At 36.8% G+C, this 20,563-nt stretch carries 23 protein-coding genes; 20 read left to right on the top strand and 3 right to left on the bottom strand.

Going from position 1 to position 20,563, the window contains the following annotated elements:
- Nucleotides 1–9: 9 nt before the first annotated feature.
- From HMPREF0381_RS13400 to HMPREF0381_RS13390, 3 genes are all read left to right on the top strand, one after another.
- The gene (locus HMPREF0381_RS13400; RefSeq protein ID WP_008752551.1) at nucleotides 10–1,044 is read left to right on the top strand and encodes a methionine ABC transporter ATP-binding protein; all 1,035 of its coding nucleotides are present in this window, start codon (nucleotides 10–12) and stop codon (nucleotides 1,042–1,044) included.
- Nucleotides 1,037–1,717 (top strand): methionine ABC transporter permease, encoded by a 681-nt coding sequence (locus tag HMPREF0381_RS13395; RefSeq protein ID WP_008752550.1) that lies wholly within the window; start codon nucleotides 1,037–1,039, stop codon nucleotides 1,715–1,717. Before HMPREF0381_RS13400 ends, HMPREF0381_RS13395 begins: the two co-directional genes overlap by 8 nt.
- Before the next feature lie 63 nt (nucleotides 1,718–1,780).
- On the top strand, nucleotides 1,781–2,677 hold the full coding sequence (locus tag HMPREF0381_RS13390) for a MetQ/NlpA family ABC transporter substrate-binding protein (RefSeq protein ID WP_040461531.1): 897 nt from the start codon (nucleotides 1,781–1,783) through the stop codon (nucleotides 2,675–2,677).
- Between the two features lie 312 nt (nucleotides 2,678–2,989).
- Here HMPREF0381_RS13390 and HMPREF0381_RS13385 read toward each other — a convergent pair whose 3' ends face one another.
- Genes HMPREF0381_RS13385 through HMPREF0381_RS13375 form a run of 3 tightly spaced genes read right to left on the bottom strand, consistent with a single transcriptional unit; the run spans nucleotide 2,990 to nucleotide 5,269 of the window.
- On the bottom strand, nucleotides 2,990–3,571 hold the full coding sequence (locus HMPREF0381_RS13385) for a hypothetical protein (protein ID WP_008752548.1): 582 nt from the start codon (nucleotides 3,569–3,571) through the stop codon (nucleotides 2,990–2,992).
- Entirely contained in the window at nucleotides 3,568–4,203 is a 636-nt protein-coding gene (locus HMPREF0381_RS13380) for a YesL family protein (protein ID WP_040461527.1), read from the bottom strand. The genes HMPREF0381_RS13385 and HMPREF0381_RS13380 overlap by 4 nt, the downstream gene beginning before the upstream one ends.
- Before the next feature lie 4 nt (nucleotides 4,204–4,207).
- Nucleotides 4,208–5,269, bottom strand: coding sequence for a LacI family DNA-binding transcriptional regulator (locus HMPREF0381_RS13375; RefSeq protein WP_008752546.1), 1,062 nt, complete (start codon nucleotides 5,267–5,269; stop codon nucleotides 4,208–4,210).
- Nucleotides 5,270–5,530: 261 nt separating this feature from the next.
- Here HMPREF0381_RS13375 and HMPREF0381_RS13370 point away from each other — a divergent pair, with 261 nt between their 5' ends.
- The 17 genes from HMPREF0381_RS13370 to HMPREF0381_RS13290 all read left to right on the top strand — a co-directional run bounded on the left by HMPREF0381_RS13370 (nucleotide 5,531) and on the right by HMPREF0381_RS13290 (nucleotide 20,509).
- Entirely contained in the window at nucleotides 5,531–6,478 is a 948-nt protein-coding gene (locus HMPREF0381_RS13370; RefSeq protein WP_008752545.1) for an ABC transporter permease, read from the top strand.
- A gap of 2 nt (nucleotides 6,479–6,480) precedes the next feature.
- Nucleotides 6,481–7,380, top strand: coding sequence for a carbohydrate ABC transporter permease (locus HMPREF0381_RS13365; RefSeq protein ID WP_008752544.1), 900 nt, complete (start codon nucleotides 6,481–6,483; stop codon nucleotides 7,378–7,380).
- 20 nt (nucleotides 7,381–7,400) lie between these two features.
- Nucleotides 7,401–9,077, top strand: coding sequence for an extracellular solute-binding protein (locus tag HMPREF0381_RS13360; RefSeq protein ID WP_008752543.1), 1,677 nt, complete (start codon nucleotides 7,401–7,403; stop codon nucleotides 9,075–9,077).
- Between the two features lie 8 nt (nucleotides 9,078–9,085).
- The gene (locus tag HMPREF0381_RS13355) at nucleotides 9,086–10,579 is read left to right on the top strand and encodes a glycoside hydrolase family 32 protein (RefSeq protein ID WP_008752542.1); all 1,494 of its coding nucleotides are present in this window, start codon (nucleotides 9,086–9,088) and stop codon (nucleotides 10,577–10,579) included.
- A gap of 210 nt (nucleotides 10,580–10,789) precedes the next feature.
- Nucleotides 10,790–11,110: a PadR family transcriptional regulator gene (locus tag HMPREF0381_RS13350; RefSeq protein WP_008752541.1), complete on the top strand. Its 321-nt coding sequence runs from the start codon at nucleotides 10,790–10,792 to the stop codon at nucleotides 11,108–11,110.
- A 1-nt stretch (nucleotide 11,111) separates the two neighbouring features.
- Nucleotides 11,112–11,660 carry a DUF2812 domain-containing protein gene (locus HMPREF0381_RS13345; protein ID WP_008752540.1) on the top strand — a complete coding sequence of 183 codons (549 nt, stop codon included), beginning with the start codon at nucleotides 11,112–11,114 and terminating at the stop codon, nucleotides 11,658–11,660.
- Nucleotides 11,661–11,785: 125 nt separating this feature from the next.
- Nucleotides 11,786–12,358, top strand: a complete 573-nt coding sequence (locus HMPREF0381_RS13340) for a TetR/AcrR family transcriptional regulator (RefSeq protein WP_008752539.1) — start codon at nucleotides 11,786–11,788, stop codon at nucleotides 12,356–12,358.
- A 360-nt stretch (nucleotides 12,359–12,718) separates the two neighbouring features.
- Complete coding sequence (locus tag HMPREF0381_RS13335) at nucleotides 12,719–13,468, top strand: tRNA threonylcarbamoyladenosine dehydratase (protein ID WP_008752538.1); 750 nt, start codon at nucleotides 12,719–12,721, stop codon at nucleotides 13,466–13,468.
- A gap of 9 nt (nucleotides 13,469–13,477) precedes the next feature.
- On the top strand, nucleotides 13,478–14,875 hold the full coding sequence (locus tag HMPREF0381_RS13330) for an alanine/glycine:cation symporter family protein (RefSeq protein WP_008752537.1): 1,398 nt from the start codon (nucleotides 13,478–13,480) through the stop codon (nucleotides 14,873–14,875).
- A gap of 78 nt (nucleotides 14,876–14,953) precedes the next feature.
- Nucleotides 14,954–15,262 carry a thioredoxin gene (gene trxA, locus HMPREF0381_RS13325; protein WP_008752536.1) on the top strand — a complete coding sequence of 103 codons (309 nt, stop codon included), beginning with the start codon at nucleotides 14,954–14,956 and terminating at the stop codon, nucleotides 15,260–15,262.
- Between the two features lie 57 nt (nucleotides 15,263–15,319).
- Nucleotides 15,320–16,231 (top strand): NAD(P)/FAD-dependent oxidoreductase, encoded by a 912-nt coding sequence (locus tag HMPREF0381_RS13320; protein WP_040461902.1) that lies wholly within the window; start codon nucleotides 15,320–15,322, stop codon nucleotides 16,229–16,231.
- Nucleotides 16,232–16,286: 55 nt separating this feature from the next.
- Nucleotides 16,287–16,832, top strand: a complete 546-nt coding sequence (locus tag HMPREF0381_RS13315; protein ID WP_008752534.1) for a glutathione peroxidase — start codon at nucleotides 16,287–16,289, stop codon at nucleotides 16,830–16,832.
- Between the two features lie 80 nt (nucleotides 16,833–16,912).
- Nucleotides 16,913–17,356, top strand: coding sequence for a MarR family winged helix-turn-helix transcriptional regulator (locus HMPREF0381_RS13310; protein ID WP_008752533.1), 444 nt, complete (start codon nucleotides 16,913–16,915; stop codon nucleotides 17,354–17,356).
- A 47-nt stretch (nucleotides 17,357–17,403) separates the two neighbouring features.
- Complete coding sequence (locus tag HMPREF0381_RS13305; protein WP_008752532.1) at nucleotides 17,404–17,928, top strand: NUDIX hydrolase; 525 nt, start codon at nucleotides 17,404–17,406, stop codon at nucleotides 17,926–17,928.
- 476 nt (nucleotides 17,929–18,404) lie between these two features.
- Nucleotides 18,405–19,064 carry an amino acid ABC transporter permease gene (locus HMPREF0381_RS13300; protein ID WP_040461522.1) on the top strand — a complete coding sequence of 220 codons (660 nt, stop codon included), beginning with the start codon at nucleotides 18,405–18,407 and terminating at the stop codon, nucleotides 19,062–19,064.
- A complete protein-coding gene (locus HMPREF0381_RS13295; protein ID WP_008752530.1) occupies nucleotides 19,045–19,716 on the top strand; it encodes an amino acid ABC transporter permease in 672 nt (223 codons plus the stop codon). The genes HMPREF0381_RS13300 and HMPREF0381_RS13295 overlap by 20 nt, the downstream gene beginning before the upstream one ends.
- A gap of 19 nt (nucleotides 19,717–19,735) precedes the next feature.
- Nucleotides 19,736–20,509, top strand: a complete 774-nt coding sequence (locus tag HMPREF0381_RS13290) for an amino acid ABC transporter ATP-binding protein (RefSeq protein ID WP_040461519.1) — start codon at nucleotides 19,736–19,738, stop codon at nucleotides 20,507–20,509.
- The last annotated feature ends 54 nt before the right edge of the window (nucleotides 20,510–20,563 follow it).

Genomic DNA, 20,563 nt, shown 5'->3' with positions numbered 1-20,563 from the left:
TAAAGATATATGATTGAACTGAAAAATATTACAAAGACTTTCAGTGAAGGCAATATTTCAGTACATGCAGTCAGAGATGTATCTTTAGTGATTGATAAAGGGGAGATATTCGGCATTATAGGATTTTCCGGAGCAGGGAAATCCACACTTGTCAGGTGTATAAATCTTTTGGAAAGACCTGATACAGGCAAAGTATTTGTTGACGGAAAGGATTTGACAGCCCTAAAAGCTAAAGAACTAAGAAGTGCAAGAAAAAAGATAGGAATGATTTTCCAGCACTTTAATCTGATGCCGTCAAGAACGGTGGCGGGAAATGTGGAATATTCACTTTTTGGAAGCGGACTTTCAAAGGAAGAAAAAAGAAAAAGGGTAAGGGAGCTTTTGTCTTTGGTAGATATAGCCGACAAGGAGAATGCATACCCGAGTCAGTTATCAGGCGGTCAAAAACAAAGAGTGGCTATAGCAAGAGCCTTGGCAAATGACCCGAAGGTACTTTTATGTGATGAGGCGACATCTGCACTTGATCCGCAGACAACCTCATCTATATTGGAACTGTTACAAAGTCTTAATAAGAAACTTGGACTGACTGTAGTAGTTATCACACATGAGATGGCGGTTGTAAAGCAAATCTGTGACAGAGTGGCGGTAATGGAAGACGGAAATGTAGTTGAAGAAGGAGATGTATTTTCAATCTTTGCAAATCCGAAGCATAAGATTACAAAGGATTTTATAAAAACCACCTCAAATCTTCAAAAGATAGAAGGCCTTATAGCTTCAGGCTCCGATGTAGCCAAATTAAAACCGGGTGAGATTATACTTAGACTCAGCTATAAGAAAGCAAATACTTCAGAAGCACTGATTTCAGAAGTATCCAGAAAGTTTAATATAAATCTGAATATTATCTATGCAGATGTGGAAATAGTAAAGGATGCTCCTATAGGAGGAACGGTAGCAATAGTAAGCGGTGAAAAATCTGATATAGATGCTGCAATCAAACATCTGAAATGTAAGGAAGTAGGAGTGGAGGTAATAAAGCATGAATGAAATATTGCATATTCTGTTACCGAATGTATCTGCTAAGCCGAATGAGATAATTGATGCAACTTTACAAACTGTCAATATGATGGTACTTTCAGGTGCGATTTCACTTATCTTCGGTCTTATCTTCGGTGTTATAGTGGTGGTCACATCTCCAAGGGGTATATTAAAAAATGCTGTTATCTACAACATTATGGATAAACTGATAAATGTATTCAGGTCAATACCGTTTGTTATTTTACTTGCCGCACTTATACCTTTTACAAGAATGGTGGTGGGAACTGCAATAGGAACAAAGGGTGCCATACTCCCGCTTGTATTCGGTACAGTACCTTTCTTTACAAGACAGATAGAAAGTGCATTGTATGAAGTGGATAAGGGGCTTATCGAAGCGGCACAGAGCATGGGTTCATCTCCTATAGAGATTATATTCAGAGTATATTTAAGAGAGAGTCTGCCCGGGATTATAAGAGGGGTACAGATTACATTTATTTCACTTTTAGGTCTTACCGCTATGGCAGGTGCTATAGGCGGAGGAGGTCTTGGAGACTTTGCAATAAGATACGGACATCAGAGAAATCAAACAGATGTAACATACGCTACAGTAATTATAATACTTATAATGGTAAGCTTGATACAGGGGCTTGGAAACAAGGCGATAAAGAAAACAACACATTAAGTTATCACCGGGTATTGATTTAAAGATCACCCGAGTTATATAGAAAAATACATGGAGGATATCATGAGAAAATTAAGTAAATTTTTAGCAATCGGTGCAATTTTAGCTTTGGGACTTACCGCATGCGGTTCAAGTCAGAAGGCGGATACAACTCAGAAGGCAAGTGAGAGCGGCAAAAATGAAAGCACAAGTGCAGAGTCTAAGGTAGGCGGTGCAAAGACTGAGGGTAATACAACAATCAAGATAGGTGTTGTAGGTGAGAATAATGAACAGTGGAATCCTGTAATAGAGGCTATGGCAAAAGAGGGCATCACGGTAGAACTTGTAAAGTTTGCAGACTATTCATTGCCGAACAGAGCATTGAATGACAAAGAGATTGATTTGAATTCATTCCAGCACAAGGCGTATCTTGCAAATGATATTAAAGACAACGGATATAGGATAAAGGCTATAGGTGATACAATCATTGCACCTCTTGGAGTATACTCAAAAAAGATTAAAGATCTTTCAGAGCTTAAGGACGGCGATACAATAGCAATTCCGAATGATGCTACAAACGGCGGTAGAGCATTGAAGGTGCTTGAGAGTGCAGGAGTGATCAAAGTAAATCCTGATGCAGGATATACACCTACACTTAGCGATATTACAGAGAATGCAAAGAACATCAAATTCACAGAGGTTGAGGCTGCCAATACACCAAGTCTTTTACCTGATGTAGCCGCCGCAGTAATCAACGGCGGTCATGCAGTGGACAACGGTCTAAATCCTAAGACAGATTCCATCTATCTTGAAAAGGTGGAGGATGGAGCCGACAATCCATATGTAAATGTTATTGTTGCCAGAAGTGAAGACAAGGACAATGAGACTTACAAAAAGATTGTAAAAGCTTTTCAGAGTGATGATGTAAAGAAGGTTATAGAGGACACATATAAGGGTGCTTATATACCGGCTTGGAAATAAATTTTAAATAATTAAATATTATGGGCTGTTACATATTAAAAAAAATTGGAGTATGTGACAGCCTTTTTTGTGCTTAAGAAATAGATGACTGTGGATAAGTATTCGCTTACAGTTCATATAATGTTCATAGCGGATTCAAAAACCTTTTACATAAAAAACAAACTTTAGCCACTTTTATTTTCTATAATACATTACATAGACAAGAGATAGCGAGTCTATAAATAAAAGATTTTTTTCATAATACTCGAGCCGATATATTTCGGCTCTCCTCCCAAAAATTCGAGCCGACAGAGATGCCGGCTTTTATATATTTTATAAGACATTTATTAAGTAATTGATATATTGAACGGCTTCCTCCAAATGTCGGCTGTTTTTAATAATACCGATATATATTTCATCTGAAAAATATGGACTTGAAATAAGTATTGCATCCTGCTTGTTTGTAGTATTTTCGGAAAGGTTCAAATCATAAAGATTATACAGATATTCATTGTTTGAAAAGGTCTGATAGGCCTTTTCGTCCATCAAAACAATATCAAGTGTTTTATCAGTCATAAGGGCAAGCAGTTTCATGGATGATGCATAGGCATACTCATATGAAGCCCCGTCATTTGGATTCCCCTCCGATATAAGATTATTATAAAAGTTTATATTATATTTTTTACTGCTGAAATTTCTGCTTATAAGATAGTTATCGGAAAATTTTAGAATATTCTCATTTGAAATCTCTATATTTATGGCGGCTACACTCAGCAATGTATTCTTTTTTGTAATCAATTTATAAGATAGGGAACAAAATATATAAATTATAATAATACTAAGGACAATAGGGAGTTTATAATAATCCAGTATATATTCTATTTTTTTTATTCCATGCAAATCATAATCTTTCATTGAGGTGTTCCCCTTTTATTTTGGCTCTCTTCAATATAAAAAAGCACATTTTTTAAAAAATAAGAACTTAAAAATGCAATCAATCCCATACCAAGGAACATAAGAGGTGCAAACCATCTTATAGAGATATAAAATACAATAAAGTGAATGGCGGCAATGATAACAGTACAGAATATAAAGCGTATTCCTACAGCAAAAGCATTGAAAATCATATTTTTAATACTGTTATCAAAACGGGACAGAAGAACAAATACATAGAGTAAAGTAATGGTATAGCAAATAGCAAAAAGTACTAACAGCCCCATACCGATGCACCATGGAAGCATCGGTATTTTAATATGCAAAAAGATATAGGCATCTATACCAAGTATAATTCCTATAACAAGGAAAATCATGGTCAGCTTGGCTGCGGGGATAAAGTTTAGTTTAAACGAGTGAAAAAAATCCCGGAATAAGTATAACGGCTCATCTTTTGACAGCTTTATAGCACAATGGTAAAGTGCGGTTGTAGATGCACCGATAGTTATAACCGGAATACAACATAAGAGCCAAAGAATATTAAGTAAAAAACAGTCAAGCAGCTTTCCTATAAAGTTCATTACAGGATTTTCAAAGTTAAAGAGGTTTTTCATAGGCTTAATCTCCTGTGGATGCACGAAGAACTAAATTTGTTTCACAGTGCATGGTTCTAAAGTTCATATCAGGCTCATTGATTCTTGAAAGTAAAAGTTGTGTTGCTGAAAATCCTAAAATTTGACTGTGAATATGCACGGTTGATAACTTAGGACTGATAATGCGTGCTTCAGGAGCATCATCAAAGCCCAGAATCTTAATATCTTCAGGAATTTTGATCTGCATTTTATTTAGGACATTAAGCAAATCTAAAGCTACAAAATCATTGGCACAGATGAATACCTGTGGGAGAACGGAAAGCTTTTCCAATTCTTCCTGTATATAAGATTTATAGTCCTTTTTATCAGGATGTAAAATTCCCGGCTTGTTTTTGGTGAGGCACCATGATTCATTGATTTCCAATTGATGGATGTTCATTCCTGTACGATATGCCATATATCTTTCAAAAAAAGATTGACAATGCATATATTCACCGATAAAACCGATGCGGGATATACCGTTTTGCTTCAGGTCTGAAATAAACGAAATAATGGGTGAAGAGTTTTCCATCAAAAGTTTATCCCCACGTAGAGGTTCCTTGCCAATATCTACCGGAGTGTCTACGAAAAGAATAGGTATATCAAGCTTTGAAAGCATAGACGCATAGTCATAGTCAAAGACCTCTATGCACATAATACCTGCCAATCTGTCATTATGTAATGAAGCGGGCAATGTGAGATTTTTTATATCTTCATCACGAATAATATGCATACTCATAGAGTAACCGAACTTTGAAATTTCCAATTGAAACTTATCAAGCATAGGTGCAGAAAAATGTGATCCGTTTAAAAACCATGTTGTAAGCAAAGCTATTTCTGTTTTATCGTTCTTGGCTTGTAGCTGCTTGTTGACATTATCAAAGTCCACATATGAGAATTGCTTATAGCCCATCTCGACAGTCTTAGCCAGGACCTTCTTTTTTGTAGACTCGGAAAGAAGACCTGTATTATTTATCGCCTTTGATACCGTATTTCTGGAAACCCCCAATTCATCGGCTATATCCTGTAAAGTTACTCTCTGTGACATTTTTCTTCCTTTCCATTTATATAATAAATTATATAAATATAAAATTGCTTGTTTACAAATGTAAACTAAACAATTCTAAACAATTAATATATAATTCAAGCTATATTATAACATAGCTTACTTGCATTGTGAAGATTCAAATAAACAAATGTAAAAATTTACTCTGAAAATAGTTTTACAAATGTAAAATAAAGTATTGACATTATGTAAAAATAAAACTATTATGTTCTTAATAAAAAACATACTGTAAAGGAGGGTTTTATGGCAACAAGTAATCAAGATGTGAATGCGTTGCATTCAGGGGCGGCAAAAAAGCAGGAGTCAGTGTTTAGCTATATGCGTAAGCATTGGGAGTTGTACATTATCTTTATAGGACCGGCACTTTTATTGACAATTATATTTAGATATTTGCCAATGGGTGGTATTTTAATTGCATTTCAAAAGTTTAATCCTATAAGAGGAATAGTTGGGAGCGAATGGGTCGGGTTTAAGTTTTTTGAGCGTTTTCTCTCCTCGCCGGATTTTATAAGATATTTGTCTAATACATTAAAGTTGAGTGCTTATGGCTTGGTTTGGGGTTTCCCGGTTCCTATAATTTTGGCATTATTATTAAACAGGATAGGAAGCAACACTATAAAAAAGAAAATTCAAACAATTCTTTATATACCGAATTTTGTTTCGGTAATTGTACTTTGCGGTATGGTAAGAATCCTTCTTTCAGTTACAGGGCCGGTTAATCACCTTTTTGGATCAAGCATAAATTTTATGACAATGCCGGAAGCATTCCGCAGTATTTATATCATTTCAGGTATTTGGCAGGGAGCAGGTTGGGCATCTATTATGTATACGGCGGCACTATCCAATGCGAGTCAGGAACTTCGTGAGGCGGCAGAACTTGACGGTGCAAATATTTGGCAACAGATTAAGGCTGTTGATTGGCCGGCTATTAAAGATATTGTAGTAATTCAGTTTATTATGCAGGCAGGAAATATTATGAGCATAGGATTTGAAAAAGCTTATGCATTACAAACAGATATGAACTTGAAATCATCTGAGATTATAGCAACCTATGTATACAAGAAAGGTCTTTTGGATGGAGACTACAGCTTTTCTACAGCAGTAGGTTTGTTCAATACTGTAATCAATGTCGTTTTGTTGATTGCTATTAACAAGATTATAGCAAAGATGAATGACGGAAAGGGAATTTAGATATGAGGAGGAAGAAATCATTTTTAGCACAATGTGCTTCGGACAAAGTATTTATTCTTGGCGGAAATATCTTTTTGGGACTTTTTGTTTTCTCAATAATTATTCCGATAATATATATCATTGTGGCTTCATTTATTGATCCTGTAACATTACAAAACAGCGGAATAAGTTTTGACATCAGTAAATGGACAACTACGGCATATCAGCGTGTCATAAGTAACAAACAGATTTGGGTTGGATTTTATAATGCCATTGTTTATTCTGTAGTATTTACAGCAATATCCGTGATGATTACACTTCTTGCAGCGTATCCGATGTCCAGAACGGATTTTCGTGGAAGAAAGGTGCTTAATATTATATTCGTTATTACCATGTTCTTTGGCGGAGGATTGATTCCGACATATTTGGTTATAAGTGATTTGGGCTTGTTAAACAGTATGTGGGCAATTATTCTGCCGGGGGCGTTCAGTGTGTGGAATATGATTATTGCAAGAACTTACTATCAAAATATTCCGTCGGAGCTTCGTGAGGCTGCAGAGGTGGACGGAGCAAACGAATTGACTTACTTTTTTAAAATCTTATTACCGGTATGTAAGCCTGTGATTGCAGTACTTGTACTTTGGCAATTTGTCGGAATGTGGAACAGTTACTTTGATGCAATGGTATATTTAAGTGATGAGTCTAAACAACCTTTACAGCTTGTTCTTCGTGCCATATTGATTCAAAACCAGCCTCAATCGGGAATGATTGCGGATATTCAGAGTACGGCAGCAAGAGCACAGCTTGGAGAGTTGCTAAAATATGCAACTATTATTATTTCTTCTTTACCTTTGATTGCAATGTATCCGTTCTTTCAAAAATATTTTGATGCGGGTATTATGGCAGGTTCTGTAAAGGGCTGATTTATTGAGAGGGTGTCATTATGATTAAAAAAATATATAAGAAAGTATTTATATTTACAGTGGTTGCAACAGTCATATTCACTACAACAGGATGCGGAGAGCTTTTTTTCGGCTACAATAGAGCAGATACAAAACAGGCTTTGGATGAGAGTTATACCTTTCCGTTAAAGGAAAAAGAGACTATTACCGGTTTAATTTCATACCCTACGGCATCTGAGCCTGATCCCAATAAAAGAGTCATATTTGAACGTTTGGAACAAAAAACCAATGTGCATGTAGACTGGACTGCCATACCAAGTGATCAGTGGGGAGATAAGATTGCACTTCAAATGGTAAATTATAAGACTTTACAGGATTTTGTGTTTTCAGGCGGCTTTAGTGACAGCAATTTATTAAAATATGCAGATCAGGGAGTAATAATTCCTCTTGAAGATTATATAGAAAAGGATATGCCGAATCTAAAGAAGGTATTTGAAAAATATCCGGAGTATAAGACTATGGTAACGGCTACAGACGGTCATATATATTCACTGCCATGGATAGAGCAGCTTGGAGAGGGAAAGACGGCAATTCAGACTGTAGGAGGAATGAGCTATATAAATAAAAAGTGGCTGGATTTTTTAAAACTTGAAGTTCCTACGGATATTGAATCATTTGAAAATGTATTGCAACAATTCAAAGACCATGCATCTGAGATACAGGCGGAGTTTAACATAGAAGGCAGTATTATTCCAATGTCCTGTATAGTGAATAATGGTGACCAGGATCCGGCAATCTTAATTAACGGATTTGGTGAGGGCTATGGAGATGCGGATAAAGACCGACATATTGCAGTGACCAAGGATAAAAAAGTTATAAGCGCTGCAACACAGGAAGGCTATAAAGAAGGCATAAAATGGTTACACAAGCTATATGCAAAGGGGCTGATTGATCCGGAATGCTTTACACAGGAGTGGTCAACCTATGTATCAAAAGGAAAGTCGGGAAGATATGGGGTTTGCTTTACCTGGGATATTGCAAATATAGATAATCTTAAAGATTGGGTTCCTCTGCCGGCACTTACTGCAGATATAAGAAATATAACACCTCAGAACGGATCATTTACAAGCGGATTTGACAGAGGTAGATGTGTAGTTACAGCGCTTGCAAAGCATCCGGCACTGGTATGCAGTTGGCTTGATCAGATGTATGCACCGATACAGTCTCCACAAAACAATTGGGGTACTTATGGGGAAAAGGATAAATTTAATATTTTTGTGATGTCAACCAATTCAAAAGGTGAGCCGATGCTAAAGCATGCACCTTTAGGAGATGCTTCACCGGTAGAAGTTAGAGAGGCACAGAGTGTGGGCGGTCCGCTTGCAATATTGAATGAGTATTATAATGTTTATGTCACCGTTCCGGATGATGCACAGTATAGACTTGATTGGATCAAGGATATTTATACACCTGATATGAATACCAAATATGTTTATCCCAATGTATTTATGTCACAAAAAGATACCGAGGAAATATCAAATCTTTTGGCAGATATAAAAACGGAAATAAATACAAAGAAATCCGATTGGATAATGAATGGTATGAGTGATGAGGATTGGAATGAATATATTAAAAAATTGGATGCTTATGGTTTACAAAGGTTTTTAGAAATTTACCAATCGTATTTAGATAAATATTTTGAAGCACTGGGGCAGTAGGAGGAAAAATGAGCCTTAAATTAGAAAAAGCAAGAGCATATGAGAAGGAGCATTCTAAAAAAATAATAGGAGATATGCGTCCTGCATTTCACTTAAGTCCTTATGTAGGGTGGATGAATGATCCTAACGGGCTGTCATTTTACAGAGGTATGTATCATATGTTTTATCAGTATCACCCATATAATTCAAAATGGGGACCTATGCACTGGGGACATGCAGTAAGTAAGGATTTGCTTCACTGGGAGTATCTGCCGGCGGCGATTGCACCTGATATGCCATATGATGACTACGGATGTTTTTCGGGGAGTGCTGTTGAACTGGATGACGGAAGACATCTTTTGATGTATACAGGTGTAACAAGAGTGGAAAATGAAGAAGGAGAAATGGTTGACTGTCAGACTCAATGTCTTGCAATCGGAGACGGATTAAATTATGTCAAATATGAGAATAATCCGGTTTTGACGGAGGCGGATTTACCTGATGGGGCAAGTAAGATTGATTTTCGTGATCCGAAGCTTTGGAGGGATAATGAGGGTATATATTGGGCGGTAGTCGGTAGCAGAATTGCTGACGGAAGCGGACAAATCCTTCTGTTTAGAAGTGAGAATGCTTTTTCATGGGAATATTTCAGCACTTTGGATGAAAATAAAAACCGTTTCGGTAAGATGTGGGAATGTCCGGACTTCTTTGAACTTGACGGTAAGCATGTGCTTTTAACCAGTCCGCAGGATATGTTACCCGTGGGATTTGAATATCACAACGGAAATGGGAATATATGCTTTATCGGAGATTTCGATAAGGAAAAAGGAAAATTTAAGGAGCAATACAATCAGGCGGTTGACTATGGTATTGACTTCTATGCACATCAAACCATAGAAACACAAGATAATAGAAGAGTAATTATTGCCTGGATGCAAAACTGGGATGCCTGTGCCATTCGTGCTCATGATGAGGCTTGGGCAGGGCAGATGACATTGCCAAGAGAGATTTGGATTGAGAATAATCGCCTGTATCAAAAACCTACGAAAGAGTATGAAAGCTGTTTAAAAAACAAAGTGGAGTATAAAGGGGTTGAGATTTCTCAAAGTAAAGAGGTACAACTTGAAGAGATAAATGGCAGAGTCTTGGATTTGCAGCTTCAAATCAGAGCAAAAGATGCAGAAAATCCATATTATAAATTTACCATTTATTTTGCAAAAGGGGGAGGAGCTTATACTTCCTTGAACATCAGACCATATGAAGGTATTGTAAAGATAGATCGCAAATTTTCAGGTACAAGAAGGGCGATTCTACATCAAAGAAGAATGTTTGTGCCAAATATAGAAGATGGTAGCATCAAACTTCGTATTATACTTGATCGTTACAGCTGTGAAATATTTGTCGGCAATGGGGAGCAGACTATGACAACGGCAATTTATACAGAACAATCGGCAAGGGATATTACATTTGCTTGCGACGGCGATGCATTGATGGATATTATAAAACAGGATATTATAATGTAAGTAAAAAAAGATTGCGAGAAGATTCGTTTCGCAATCTTTTTTGTTTCGAGGCTTAAATAAGGAGTAACTTCAACAATTAATTTTAATATATTTTAGAGAAAAACATTGACAACTATTACGGATTATGATATATTACAGATAAAGATACAAAGAAAAACGTAATACCAAAAAACGTAATATTTAAAGTCCTGAAAATTAGAAGGAGGGAATATGGGTAGGTTATCAAACAGCGGGGCTTTGACAGAGTCCATTTATTACATCTTACTCAGGCTACATAAGAAAGCACATGGATATGCACTTATGAAGGATATAATGGAGATGACAAATGGGCGTGTAAATCTGGGAGCCGGAACATTATACGGAGCACTCGATACATTGCAAAAAAAAGGCTGGATAAAACAGACTGATGAACAGTCAATGGATAGAAAGATTGAGTACATTATAACGGATGAGGGTAGAAAATATTTTGAAAAAGAAATTTCAAGATTGGATGAATTACTCTCAAATGCAAGAAAGTTAAAGGAGGCGTAAGATGAAGTCTACAGTTAAAAAAGTTTTTTTAGACATAACAGAGGAAGAAAATTGGCTGAATGAACAGGGTGAACAGGGAAAGATGCTTATCGGATACTCAAATGGAGTATATGAGTTTGAAGATGTTTCTCCGGCAAAATTTCAATATAAAATAGATATTCCAAAGTACGTCGGTACAAGTAAAAAGGAGTATTTCAAATTTTTGGAGCAGACAGGGATAAGTGTTGTTAAAGAATATGCCGGCAGGGTATATCTTAGGAAAAATAAGGCTGACGGAGAGTTGGAACTCTATACTGAAACTAAGGAGGTAAACAATCAGATGAAAAAGCGTTATTCATTTTTTATAAGTGTGGGCGTATCACAACTTGTTTTCGGAGTATTTTTATTCGTTCAAATGTTTAACTATATAGATGAAAAGAATGCACCGTTTTGGATATTGCTTGTGTTCGGGCTTGGATTTATGATTTCTGGAATAATATTTTTTATTACAGGTATTTGTAAGCAAAGGAAAAACTTAAACAGTGATGTGGACAGAGATATTTGGGAATAAAATTATTACCCCCTCAAATTCGTTTCCAGGATTTGAGGGGGCTTTTTTGTATGTATATACTTGACAAAAGAAGCAAAAAGGTCTAATATATCATTACAGACTATATAGTCGGTAGAAAGGAGAGCATGGATAGACAAAGATTAAGCAAGGAAGAAAGAAGAAAACAGATTAAAGAAATTGCATTGAAGCTTTTTGTAGACAGGGGATATTCAAAGGCCACTATGGATGATATTATACAGGCTGTAGGGATATCCAAGGGAGGAGTATACCATCATTTTTCAAATAAAGAAGAAATTTTTTTAGAGCTGTTAAAGGATGGAAGCAGTTACAGAAAAAAAGTCGTTTTGGAACATATGAACGGAAGTATTCAAGACAGGGAAGAGAAAATTATTGATATTTTATTGGATAAAATACTGGATAAAAACCCATATAAAGATCTGTACACAGTATTTCTTATAGAGATGCAGACAAATGATAGATTCAAAGAGATGTATAAGAAAATATATGAAGAAGTGGTAGAAGACTTTGCCCAATTTTGCAATAAAGAAGGACTTTATGAGTATAAGGCGACAAATAATCAAGAATTCATATTTTTAATGAACTGTTTATATATGGGTATTTATTTGTTTGATGATATAGACATGGAAAAGCTCAGATATATGTTGAAAATTATGTTTAATGCATATTTAAAACATTAATTTAATGTCAATATCAGGTTAATATTTTAGGGGAAAACCTGAAGAAAACAAGTTCATATATTGTTCATAGCTAATTCAAAAACCTTTTACACAAAAAACAAATTTTAGCCACTTTTATTTTATATAATTCTTTACATAGACGAGAGATAGCGAGTCTATAATAAAAGATTTTTTTCATAATACTCGAGCCGGTACCTATCGGCTCTCCTCCCAGAAAACCAAGCCGGCAGTGATGCCGGCTTTTTATTTTTTAGATATTTCAAATAAAGGGATATTTATTGACAATTATCATTTTAAAATATAAACTTGCTTGATAGTGTAAAAATATGGGAGGATGGATTTTATTATCTAAATTAATATATGGATCAGTTTGCAAGAACACAGCTCTTATTAGGAGTTGATGCCATGAATAAACTCAAAAATTCAAGAGTGGCAGTATTTGGAATAGGTGGAGTAGGAGGCTACAGCGTAGAAGCTCTGGCAAGATCGGGAGTGGGAGCTGTCGACCTGATAGATGATGATAAGGTATGTTTGACCAATATAAATCGTCAGATAATAGCGGATGTGAAGACTATAGGAAAGTATAAAGTAGATGTAGCAAGGGATAGGATACTGAGTATCAACCCGAGATGTAAGGTGACTACATATCAGTGCTTTTATTTACCTCAGAATGCAAAAGATTTTGATTTTTCACAGTATGATTATGTAATAGATGCGGTGGATACGGTAACTGCAAAAATAAATCTGGTGATGCAGGCAAATGAGAGCGGAGTACCTGTTATCAGCAGTATGGGTGCAGGCAATAAGCTGGATCCTACAGCCTTTGTGGTGAGTGATATATATAAGACCGATGTCTGCCCGCTTGCCAAGGTGATGAGAAGAGAACTTAAAAAAAGAAATATAAAGAAGTTGAAGGTAGTGTATTCTAAGGAAAAACCGCTTGTTCCGATAGAGGATGAGAGTATAAGTTGCAGATCACATTGTGTATGTCCTCCCGGTGCCGAGAGAAAATGTACGGACAGAAGAGCAATTCCGGGCTCCGTTGCATTTGTACCTTCGGTAGTGGGACTTATTATAGCAGGTGAAGTAATAAAGGATTTGATAAAGTAGAGGTAGAGAATGATTGAAACAATTTCAAAGATAAATTCCGGTATAAACGGATTTATTTGGGGTGTACCTGCAATGATTGCATTAATGGGTGTGGGCATATATTTAAGTATTAGATTAAAATTCATGCAGATAATAAATTTTGCCTATATAATGAAGACCACTGTCGGCAGAATTTTCAAAAAGAGAAATGTTGCAGACGGTGCATTGTCACCTTTTCAGGCGGCAACCACTGCACTTGCCGCTACTGTGGGAACAGGAAATATAGCAGGTGTTGCAGGTGCAATATCTATAGGCGGACCGGGAAGTGTATTTTGGATGTGGATTTCTGCAATACTTGGTATGTGTACCAAGTTTACCGAGGTTACATTGGCAGTATACTTTAGAAAGAAAAATAAAAATGGTGAACTTGTAGGTGGACCGATGTACTATATCAGCAACGGACTGCCGAAGAAGTGGGTATTTTTGGCATATACTTTTGCCACTTTCGGTGTACTGACAGTGTTTGGAACCGGAAATGCAACACAGGTAAATACTATTACGGCAGCTGTTAATGTGGCACTTGAAGGCTATGGAATAGTAAAATCAGGCGGAAGTCAGACAATAAACTTAATTATCGGAATAATTGTGACAATACTGGTGGGACTGGTACTGCTTGGAGGTATAAAAAGAATAGGAACAGTTACTGAAAAGCTGGTTCCGTTTATGGCACTTTTTTATGTAGTGCTTGCACTGGGAGTAGTATTTTTAAATATAAACAGAGTTCCGGAAGTATTTGGCAGTATAATATATGGGGCATTCAATCCGAGAGCGGTTACAGGCGGAGTGATAGGGAGCTTTTTTATCAGTATGAAAAAAGGAGTATCAAGAGGTATATTTTCAAATGAGGCGGGACTCGGTACCGGACCTATTGCACATGCGTCGGCAGATACAGGCAAGCCTGTAAAGCAGGGATTTTTCGGTGTATTTGAAGTATTTGCGGATACCATAGTTATATGTACACTTACAGCACTTGTAATACTTTGTTCAGGTGTAAATATCCCGTTCGGTTTGCCGGCAGGTGCGGAGCTTACAATAAGCGGTTTTATAAAGACTTATGGACATGGAGTGTCATTATTTACAGCTGTTGCTATGTGTTCGTTTGCCTTCTCCACTATCATAGGATGGGGGCTTTACGGTGCCAGATGTATAGAATTTTTGTTTAGTGAGAAGGTGATAAAGCCTTTTATGGTTGTATATTCACTGATGGCAATAGTGGGAGCTACTATGGATCTCGGGTTACTTTGGGATATATCAGATACTTTCAACGGACTGATGGCGATTCCGAACCTTATAGCCGTATTTTTACTTACAAATGTTGTAATCAAGCTTAAGGATGAGTATTTTGAGGGTGAAGGAAAAGAAAAATAAAAAGTGCTTGACAATAAAATAAAATTGTGTAAAATATAATTATAAGCTATTTAAGAAAGATTCGGAGGAGAAAAAGTTATGGCAGTAAAGACAATAACAAGTGCGAATTTTGAAGCGGAAGTTTTGAATGCAAAAGAGCCTGTATTAGTGGATGTTTGGGCACCTTGGTGCGGACCTTGTAAGATGCTTTCACCTATAGTAGATGAGGTGGCAGAAGAAGCGGTAGGCTTTTCTGTAGGAAAGGTAAATGCCGATGAGAACCAGGAGCTTGTAAACAGATTCCACATTATGTCAATACCTACACTTCTTGTATTTAAGAACGGTGAGTTGGTTAACAAGTCGGTAGGTCTTATATCAAAGGATGAAGTAAAAGCTTTATTAGGATAATTAAAGATTGTCGGGTTGATGATTGAAGAGATTCGATATATAGAAAGAAGTGATATTATGTATGATATAGTAGTGGTCGGTGCCGGTACGGCAGGACTCTCCGCTGCAATATACGGAGTGAGAGCGGGCAAGTCGGTACTTGTACTTGAAGGTGCTTCTTACGGAGGACAGATAATCAATACTCCCGAGATAGAGAATTACCCTGCTATCAAGAAGACTTCGGGATTTGAGTTTGCTACAGATCTTTTTAATCAGGCAAAGGATTTGGGTGCCGAAGTAAAATATGAAAAGGTAACAGGAATCAGCCTTGAAGGAAATATAAAAAAGGTAAAAACAGATAAGGGAGACTATGATGCCAAGTCTGTAATACTTGCGACAGGAGCAAAGAACAGACCGCTTGGACTTCCTAATGAGAAGAAGCTGGTGGGTTCAGGTGTTTCTTATTGTGCCATCTGTGACGGAATGTTCTACAGAGGCAAGACGGTCGCCGTAAACGGAGGCGGTAATACCGCTATAGAAAACGCAACATTCCTTGCAAATGTGGCAAGCAAAGTATATGTAATACATCGTAGAGATGAGTTTAGAGCCGAGGAAGCGGTAGTAGCGGCATTAAAGAAAAAGGACAATGTAGAGTTTGTTCTTAACTCAAATATTGTAGAGATTAAGGAAGAGTCATTTGCAGTAAGCGGTGTGGTAGTGGAAGATAAGAATACACATGAAAAAAGAGAGATTGCTGTAGACGGTCTGTTTGTGGCTATAGGTCAGGTACCTGACAACAATGCTTTTGCGGATGTGGTGGAACTTGATAAGGCGGGTTACATTGTAGCGGGCGAAGATTGTAAGACAAAGACTGAAGGTATTTTTGCTGCAGGAGACGGCAGAACCAAGGAAGTGCGTCAGCTTGTAACGGCGGCAGGAGACGGTGCGGTATCAGGTATTGCCGCAGCAAAGTACTGTGAAGCATTATAGAAATAATACGAATTATTAAGGTGAGCAAATCAATAAAGAGTAAAGAGGAAATAAAATGAATATATATGATTTTAAGGTAAAGAACAATGAGGGTAAGGAAGTAAGCCTTAGCGACTACAAGAATAAGGTCGTTTTGATAATAAATTCGGCAACAGAGTGCGGATTTACACCACAGTATGAGCAGTTACAGAAGCTGTATGCCGATTATAAGGACAAGGATTTTGTGATACTTGATTTCCCATGTAATCAGTTCGGGCATCAGGCACCGGGAAGTGATGAGGAGATTGCCAAGTTTTGCAGTTCAAGATTCGGTGTAACTTTCCCATTGTTCTCAAAGATAGATGTAAACGGTGAGAATGCAAGTGAGGTATTTAAATACCTTAAGAGCGAAAAAGGATTTGCAGGTTGGGGGGCTGACAATGATATGTCAAAGCTGCTCACAAAGATGCTTGGTGAAGCGGATCCCGAGTACGCAAGCAAACCCGATATTAAGTGGAACTTTACAAAATTCCTTATTGATAAGAACGGAAATGTAGTAAGAAGATTTGAGCCGACTGAAGGTGTTGCAGTAGTAGAAGAGGCTGTTAAAGAATTAGTTTAATTTAATAAAGAAGATATAAGGAGCGTTTATGAAAATAAAGGCTCCTTAAAGTCTTTTAAAAGGAAAGAGGGAATATAAAAATGGCAGATAAGTATGACTCACTAAAACTTGAAAATCAACTTTGTTTTCCGCTATATGCATGCTCAAAGGAAATCGTAAGAAGATATAAGACCTACTTGGACAAATTGGATCTGACATATACACAGTATATTGTAATGATGGTTATGTGGGAAGAAAAAGAACTCAATGTTAAGGAGCTTGGCGATAAGCTCTTTCTTGACTCGGGTACTCTTACACCGGTGTTAAAAAAGCTTGAGGCTAAGGGATATGTAACCAGAGAACGTTCAAAGATAGATGAGAGAACATTGATAGTTACATTGACTGAGGGCGGAAAAGAACTTAGAGAAAGTGCTGTGGGTATTCCTGTCGGAATGAGAGGTTGCCTGAAATTAAGTGATGAAGAGATGATACAGCTTAGAACAATGCTAGGTAAGATTCTAAGTGACATGGAAGATTTGGAATAAATTTATCTTGTAATAAAAATATGTCAAAGCAATGGAGCAACTGAAATATGAGTGCAGAAAAAGAAATTTGTGATATATATGATGTTAATAAAATCCCCACAGGAAAGACTGTGGACAGAACGGCTATATCACTGTCTAATGAAGAGTACTTTTTGATAGTATCGGCCGTTCTGGTCAATGAAGATAAAAAGATACTTATAACTAAGCGTGATGTACAGAAGCTGTGGGCAGCAGGTATGTGGGAGATACCGGGTGGAGGCGTAAAGGCGGGAGAACATTCTTTAGATGCTGTATGTAGAGAAATTCTTGAAGAGACCAATATAAACCTCTTCGGCAGAGATTATAAAATTTTGGAAACGCATAAAAGAAAGACTGTAGATGGCAATAAATACTTTGCAGATATCTATTGCTTTGAAATTTCAAAAGAAGATATTCAAAACATAAAATGTCAAGAAAAAGAAGTGTCTGACTACAAACTTGCAAGCTTAGAGGATATAGAAGCGACAGCAAAAGATGAAAAGTTTCTTAGATTTGATGATTTAAAAGATTTTTTGTACAGATGCATAAGTTAAAGATATATGAAAAGCCATGAGGGAGACCTGAAATTACAAATATTAATGTTAACAATCTGAAAGTAAAGAATAAGGAGAATCGGTAAGGAAAAGGGATTAAGGTCTTATTTTTCATCTAAAACAGGTAGACTACAGGATACAGCAAAGGTAATGGATTGATTCTCTAAAAAAGATAAATGCAATACTATATACTAAAACAGGCATGTATAATGATTCATTGTGGAATATTTTGGAAAGTTACCCCAATCAATGTAGTATATTTCAATTGTGAATGTGTGTATAGTCTTTATATCAAAGTTGATATGCTCTAAGTATCAGGGTATAGGTTTTTACTTCTTAATATACTTTACCTTTCTTATCAAAGTTCCAAAACATAAAAAATAAATTACTATAAACCTATAGACAAAAAGAGTTTATAGTGCTATTATGTAATCCATAAAACTAAGACAGATACGCTTGTATCTTGGAGAATGATTATGGATTTTGGATTTATAAAACAAGTATTTCCACTGTATATACATGCAGCTATATTGACCCTTAAGATTGGTATATTAGGAATTATACTGGCGATAGCAGTGGGGCTTGTATGCACATTGATTTTACATAAGAAAATACCGTTGCTAAGGCAGTTGGTAAGCATATATGTTGAACTTAGCAGAAATACTCCCTTGCTTATACAGTTGTTTTTTATATATTACGGTTTGCCGAAGCTGGGGATAAAGATAGATGCTTTTGTCTGTGGAGTACTTGGACTTGCCTTCCTTGGAGGCAGCTATATGTGTGAGGCTTTCAGAAGCGGAATAGAGTCTATAGATAAGATACAGGAAGAGAGTGCGCTAAGTCTTGGACTTAGTCATAATCAGGCACTTTTTTATATACTTCTACCACAGGCTGTTTCAATAAGTACACCGGCATTTGTAGCAAATATAATATTCTTGTTGAAGGAAACATCAGTATTCTCAGCTATAAGCTTGATGGACTTAATGTTCACAGCAAAGGATTTGATTGGAATTTATTATAAGACAGTGGAGAGTCTGGCACTTTTGGTATTTTTCTATTTGATTATATTATTGCCGGTGTCTATACTTGGATCCTATGTAGAAAGGAAGGTGCGTTATGCCGGATTTGGGTCTTGATGTCATATTTAAAGGTAAAAATGCCGTCAGACTTCTGGGAGGACTTGGAGTAGCTCTTAGGATAAGCCTGATTTCAGTGATCATCAGTATTCCGCTTGGTATACTGGTAGGCGTACTTATGACCTTTAAGAATCCCATATTAAAGGCAGTGCTTAGGGTGTATCTTGAGTTTATAAGAATAATGCCGCAACTGGTACTTTTGTTTATAGTGTTTTTTGGAAGTACAAGAGTACTTGGAGTAGATATATCAGGAGACCTGGCGGCTGTTATAGTATTCAGTCTTTGGGGAACCGCAGAGATGGGAGACCTGGTCAGAGGTGCAATTATAAGTATTCCAAAGCATCAGTATGAGAGCGGTGAAGCACTGGGACTTAGTAAGAGGCAGATATTTATATACATTATAATACCTCAGACTATAAAGAGGCTTGTTCCGCTTTCTATAAATCTTATTACCAGAATGATAAAGACTACATCACTTGTACTTATAATTGGAGTGGTAGAAGTGATAAAGGTGGCACAACAGATAATAGAGGCGAACAGAACGTCCAGTCCGAATGCAGCCTTTGGAGTATATCTGGCAGTATTTTTGATGTACTTCATTGCATGTACTCCTATAAGTATGCTTGCAAGATATTTAGAAAAGCGAAGATAAAGTGATGGAAGGAGAGATTATGCCGGCATTATTGGAAATAAAAAATGTTGTAAAAAACTATGACGGGAAGACACCGGTACTTGAAGGTGTGAGTCTTGAACTGAATAAGGGCGAGGTAATAGTTTTGATAGGACCAAGTGGCTGTGGTAAGTCCACATTGCTTAGATGTATCAACGGTCTTGAGGCTATACAGGCCGGAGAAATTTGTCTTGAAGGGAAGGCTATTGACTACAATAAAAAAGATTTGACAGGACTTAGACAAAAGATAGGTATGGTATTTCAAAGCTATGAGCTTTTTCCACATCTGACAATACTTGACAATATAATTCTTGCACCTACAAAGGTAGCCGGAGTGGATAGAGAGAATGCAAAGAGGGAAGCGATGGAGCTTTTAGAGAAAGTGGGGCTTGCCCACAAGGCAAAGGCGTATCCAAGAGAGCTTTCAGGCGGTCAAAAACAAAGAGTGGCAATCGTAAGAGCACTTGCAATGCATCCTGAGATATTGTTATTTGACGAGGTTACGGCGGCACTTGATCCTGAGATGGTCAGAGAGGTGCTTGATGTAATGCTTGATCTTGCAAAGCAGGGTTCCACTATGATTATTGTTACTCATGAGATGCAATTTGCCGAGGCGGTTGCAGACAGGGTGTATTTCCTTGATAAAGGCAATATAGTTGAGACAGGAAGGCCGAAGAGTTTTTTTACCGCTCCGAAGACGGAAAGAGCAAGACAGTTTTTGAATATATTTGAATTTGAGTCTGTAAAGGATGAAAAGGAAGAGTATAACATATAAGACAAATATAAAAATTCGGGTATTACCCATAATAATATATATAAGAATGATTTA

This window comes from Lachnoanaerobaculum saburreum DSM 3986, assembly GCF_000185385.1.
In the GTDB taxonomy this organism is placed as follows: domain Bacteria; phylum Bacillota; class Clostridia; order Lachnospirales; family Lachnospiraceae; genus Lachnoanaerobaculum; species Lachnoanaerobaculum saburreum.
The sequence above is the reverse complement of the archived record's forward strand: the minus strand, read 5'-3'. Positions and strand labels throughout refer to the sequence as shown.

What these genes read in the sequence shown, in the direction of transcription:
- HMPREF0381_RS13400 (WP_008752551.1), top strand. Translation starts at nt 10, where the DNA reads ATGATTGAACTGAAAAATATTACAAAGACTTTCAGTGAAGGCAATATT.
- HMPREF0381_RS13395 (WP_008752550.1), top strand. Translation starts at nt 1,037, where the DNA reads ATGAATGAAATATTGCATATTCTGTTACCGAATGTATCTGCTAAGCCG.
- HMPREF0381_RS13390 (WP_040461531.1), top strand. Translation starts at nt 1,781, where the DNA reads ATGAGAAAATTAAGTAAATTTTTAGCAATCGGTGCAATTTTAGCTTTG.
- HMPREF0381_RS13385 (WP_008752548.1), bottom strand. Translation starts at nt 3,571, where the DNA reads ATGAAAGATTATGATTTGCATGGAATAAAAAAAATAGAATATATACTG.
- HMPREF0381_RS13380 (WP_040461527.1), bottom strand. Translation starts at nt 4,203, where the DNA reads ATGAAAAACCTCTTTAACTTTGAAAATCCTGTAATGAACTTTATAGGA.
- HMPREF0381_RS13375 (WP_008752546.1), bottom strand. Translation starts at nt 5,269, where the DNA reads ATGTCACAGAGAGTAACTTTACAGGATATAGCCGATGAATTGGGGGTT.
- HMPREF0381_RS13370 (WP_008752545.1), top strand. Translation starts at nt 5,531, where the DNA reads ATGGCAACAAGTAATCAAGATGTGAATGCGTTGCATTCAGGGGCGGCA.
- HMPREF0381_RS13365 (WP_008752544.1), top strand. Translation starts at nt 6,481, where the DNA reads ATGAGGAGGAAGAAATCATTTTTAGCACAATGTGCTTCGGACAAAGTA.
- HMPREF0381_RS13360 (WP_008752543.1), top strand. Translation starts at nt 7,401, where the DNA reads ATGATTAAAAAAATATATAAGAAAGTATTTATATTTACAGTGGTTGCA.
- HMPREF0381_RS13355 (WP_008752542.1), top strand. Translation starts at nt 9,086, where the DNA reads ATGAGCCTTAAATTAGAAAAAGCAAGAGCATATGAGAAGGAGCATTCT.
- HMPREF0381_RS13350 (WP_008752541.1), top strand. Translation starts at nt 10,790, where the DNA reads ATGGGTAGGTTATCAAACAGCGGGGCTTTGACAGAGTCCATTTATTAC.
- HMPREF0381_RS13345 (WP_008752540.1), top strand. Translation starts at nt 11,112, where the DNA reads ATGAAGTCTACAGTTAAAAAAGTTTTTTTAGACATAACAGAGGAAGAA.
- HMPREF0381_RS13340 (WP_008752539.1), top strand. Translation starts at nt 11,786, where the DNA reads ATGGATAGACAAAGATTAAGCAAGGAAGAAAGAAGAAAACAGATTAAA.
- HMPREF0381_RS13335 (WP_008752538.1), top strand. Translation starts at nt 12,719, where the DNA reads ATGGATCAGTTTGCAAGAACACAGCTCTTATTAGGAGTTGATGCCATG.
- HMPREF0381_RS13330 (WP_008752537.1), top strand. Translation starts at nt 13,478, where the DNA reads ATGATTGAAACAATTTCAAAGATAAATTCCGGTATAAACGGATTTATT.
- trxA (WP_008752536.1), top strand. Translation starts at nt 14,954, where the DNA reads ATGGCAGTAAAGACAATAACAAGTGCGAATTTTGAAGCGGAAGTTTTG.
- HMPREF0381_RS13320 (WP_040461902.1), top strand. Translation starts at nt 15,320, where the DNA reads ATGTATGATATAGTAGTGGTCGGTGCCGGTACGGCAGGACTCTCCGCT.
- HMPREF0381_RS13315 (WP_008752534.1), top strand. Translation starts at nt 16,287, where the DNA reads ATGAATATATATGATTTTAAGGTAAAGAACAATGAGGGTAAGGAAGTA.
- HMPREF0381_RS13310 (WP_008752533.1), top strand. Translation starts at nt 16,913, where the DNA reads ATGGCAGATAAGTATGACTCACTAAAACTTGAAAATCAACTTTGTTTT.
- HMPREF0381_RS13305 (WP_008752532.1), top strand. Translation starts at nt 17,404, where the DNA reads ATGAGTGCAGAAAAAGAAATTTGTGATATATATGATGTTAATAAAATC.
- HMPREF0381_RS13300 (WP_040461522.1), top strand. Translation starts at nt 18,405, where the DNA reads ATGGATTTTGGATTTATAAAACAAGTATTTCCACTGTATATACATGCA.
- HMPREF0381_RS13295 (WP_008752530.1), top strand. Translation starts at nt 19,045, where the DNA reads ATGCCGGATTTGGGTCTTGATGTCATATTTAAAGGTAAAAATGCCGTC.
- HMPREF0381_RS13290 (WP_040461519.1), top strand. Translation starts at nt 19,736, where the DNA reads ATGCCGGCATTATTGGAAATAAAAAATGTTGTAAAAAACTATGACGGG.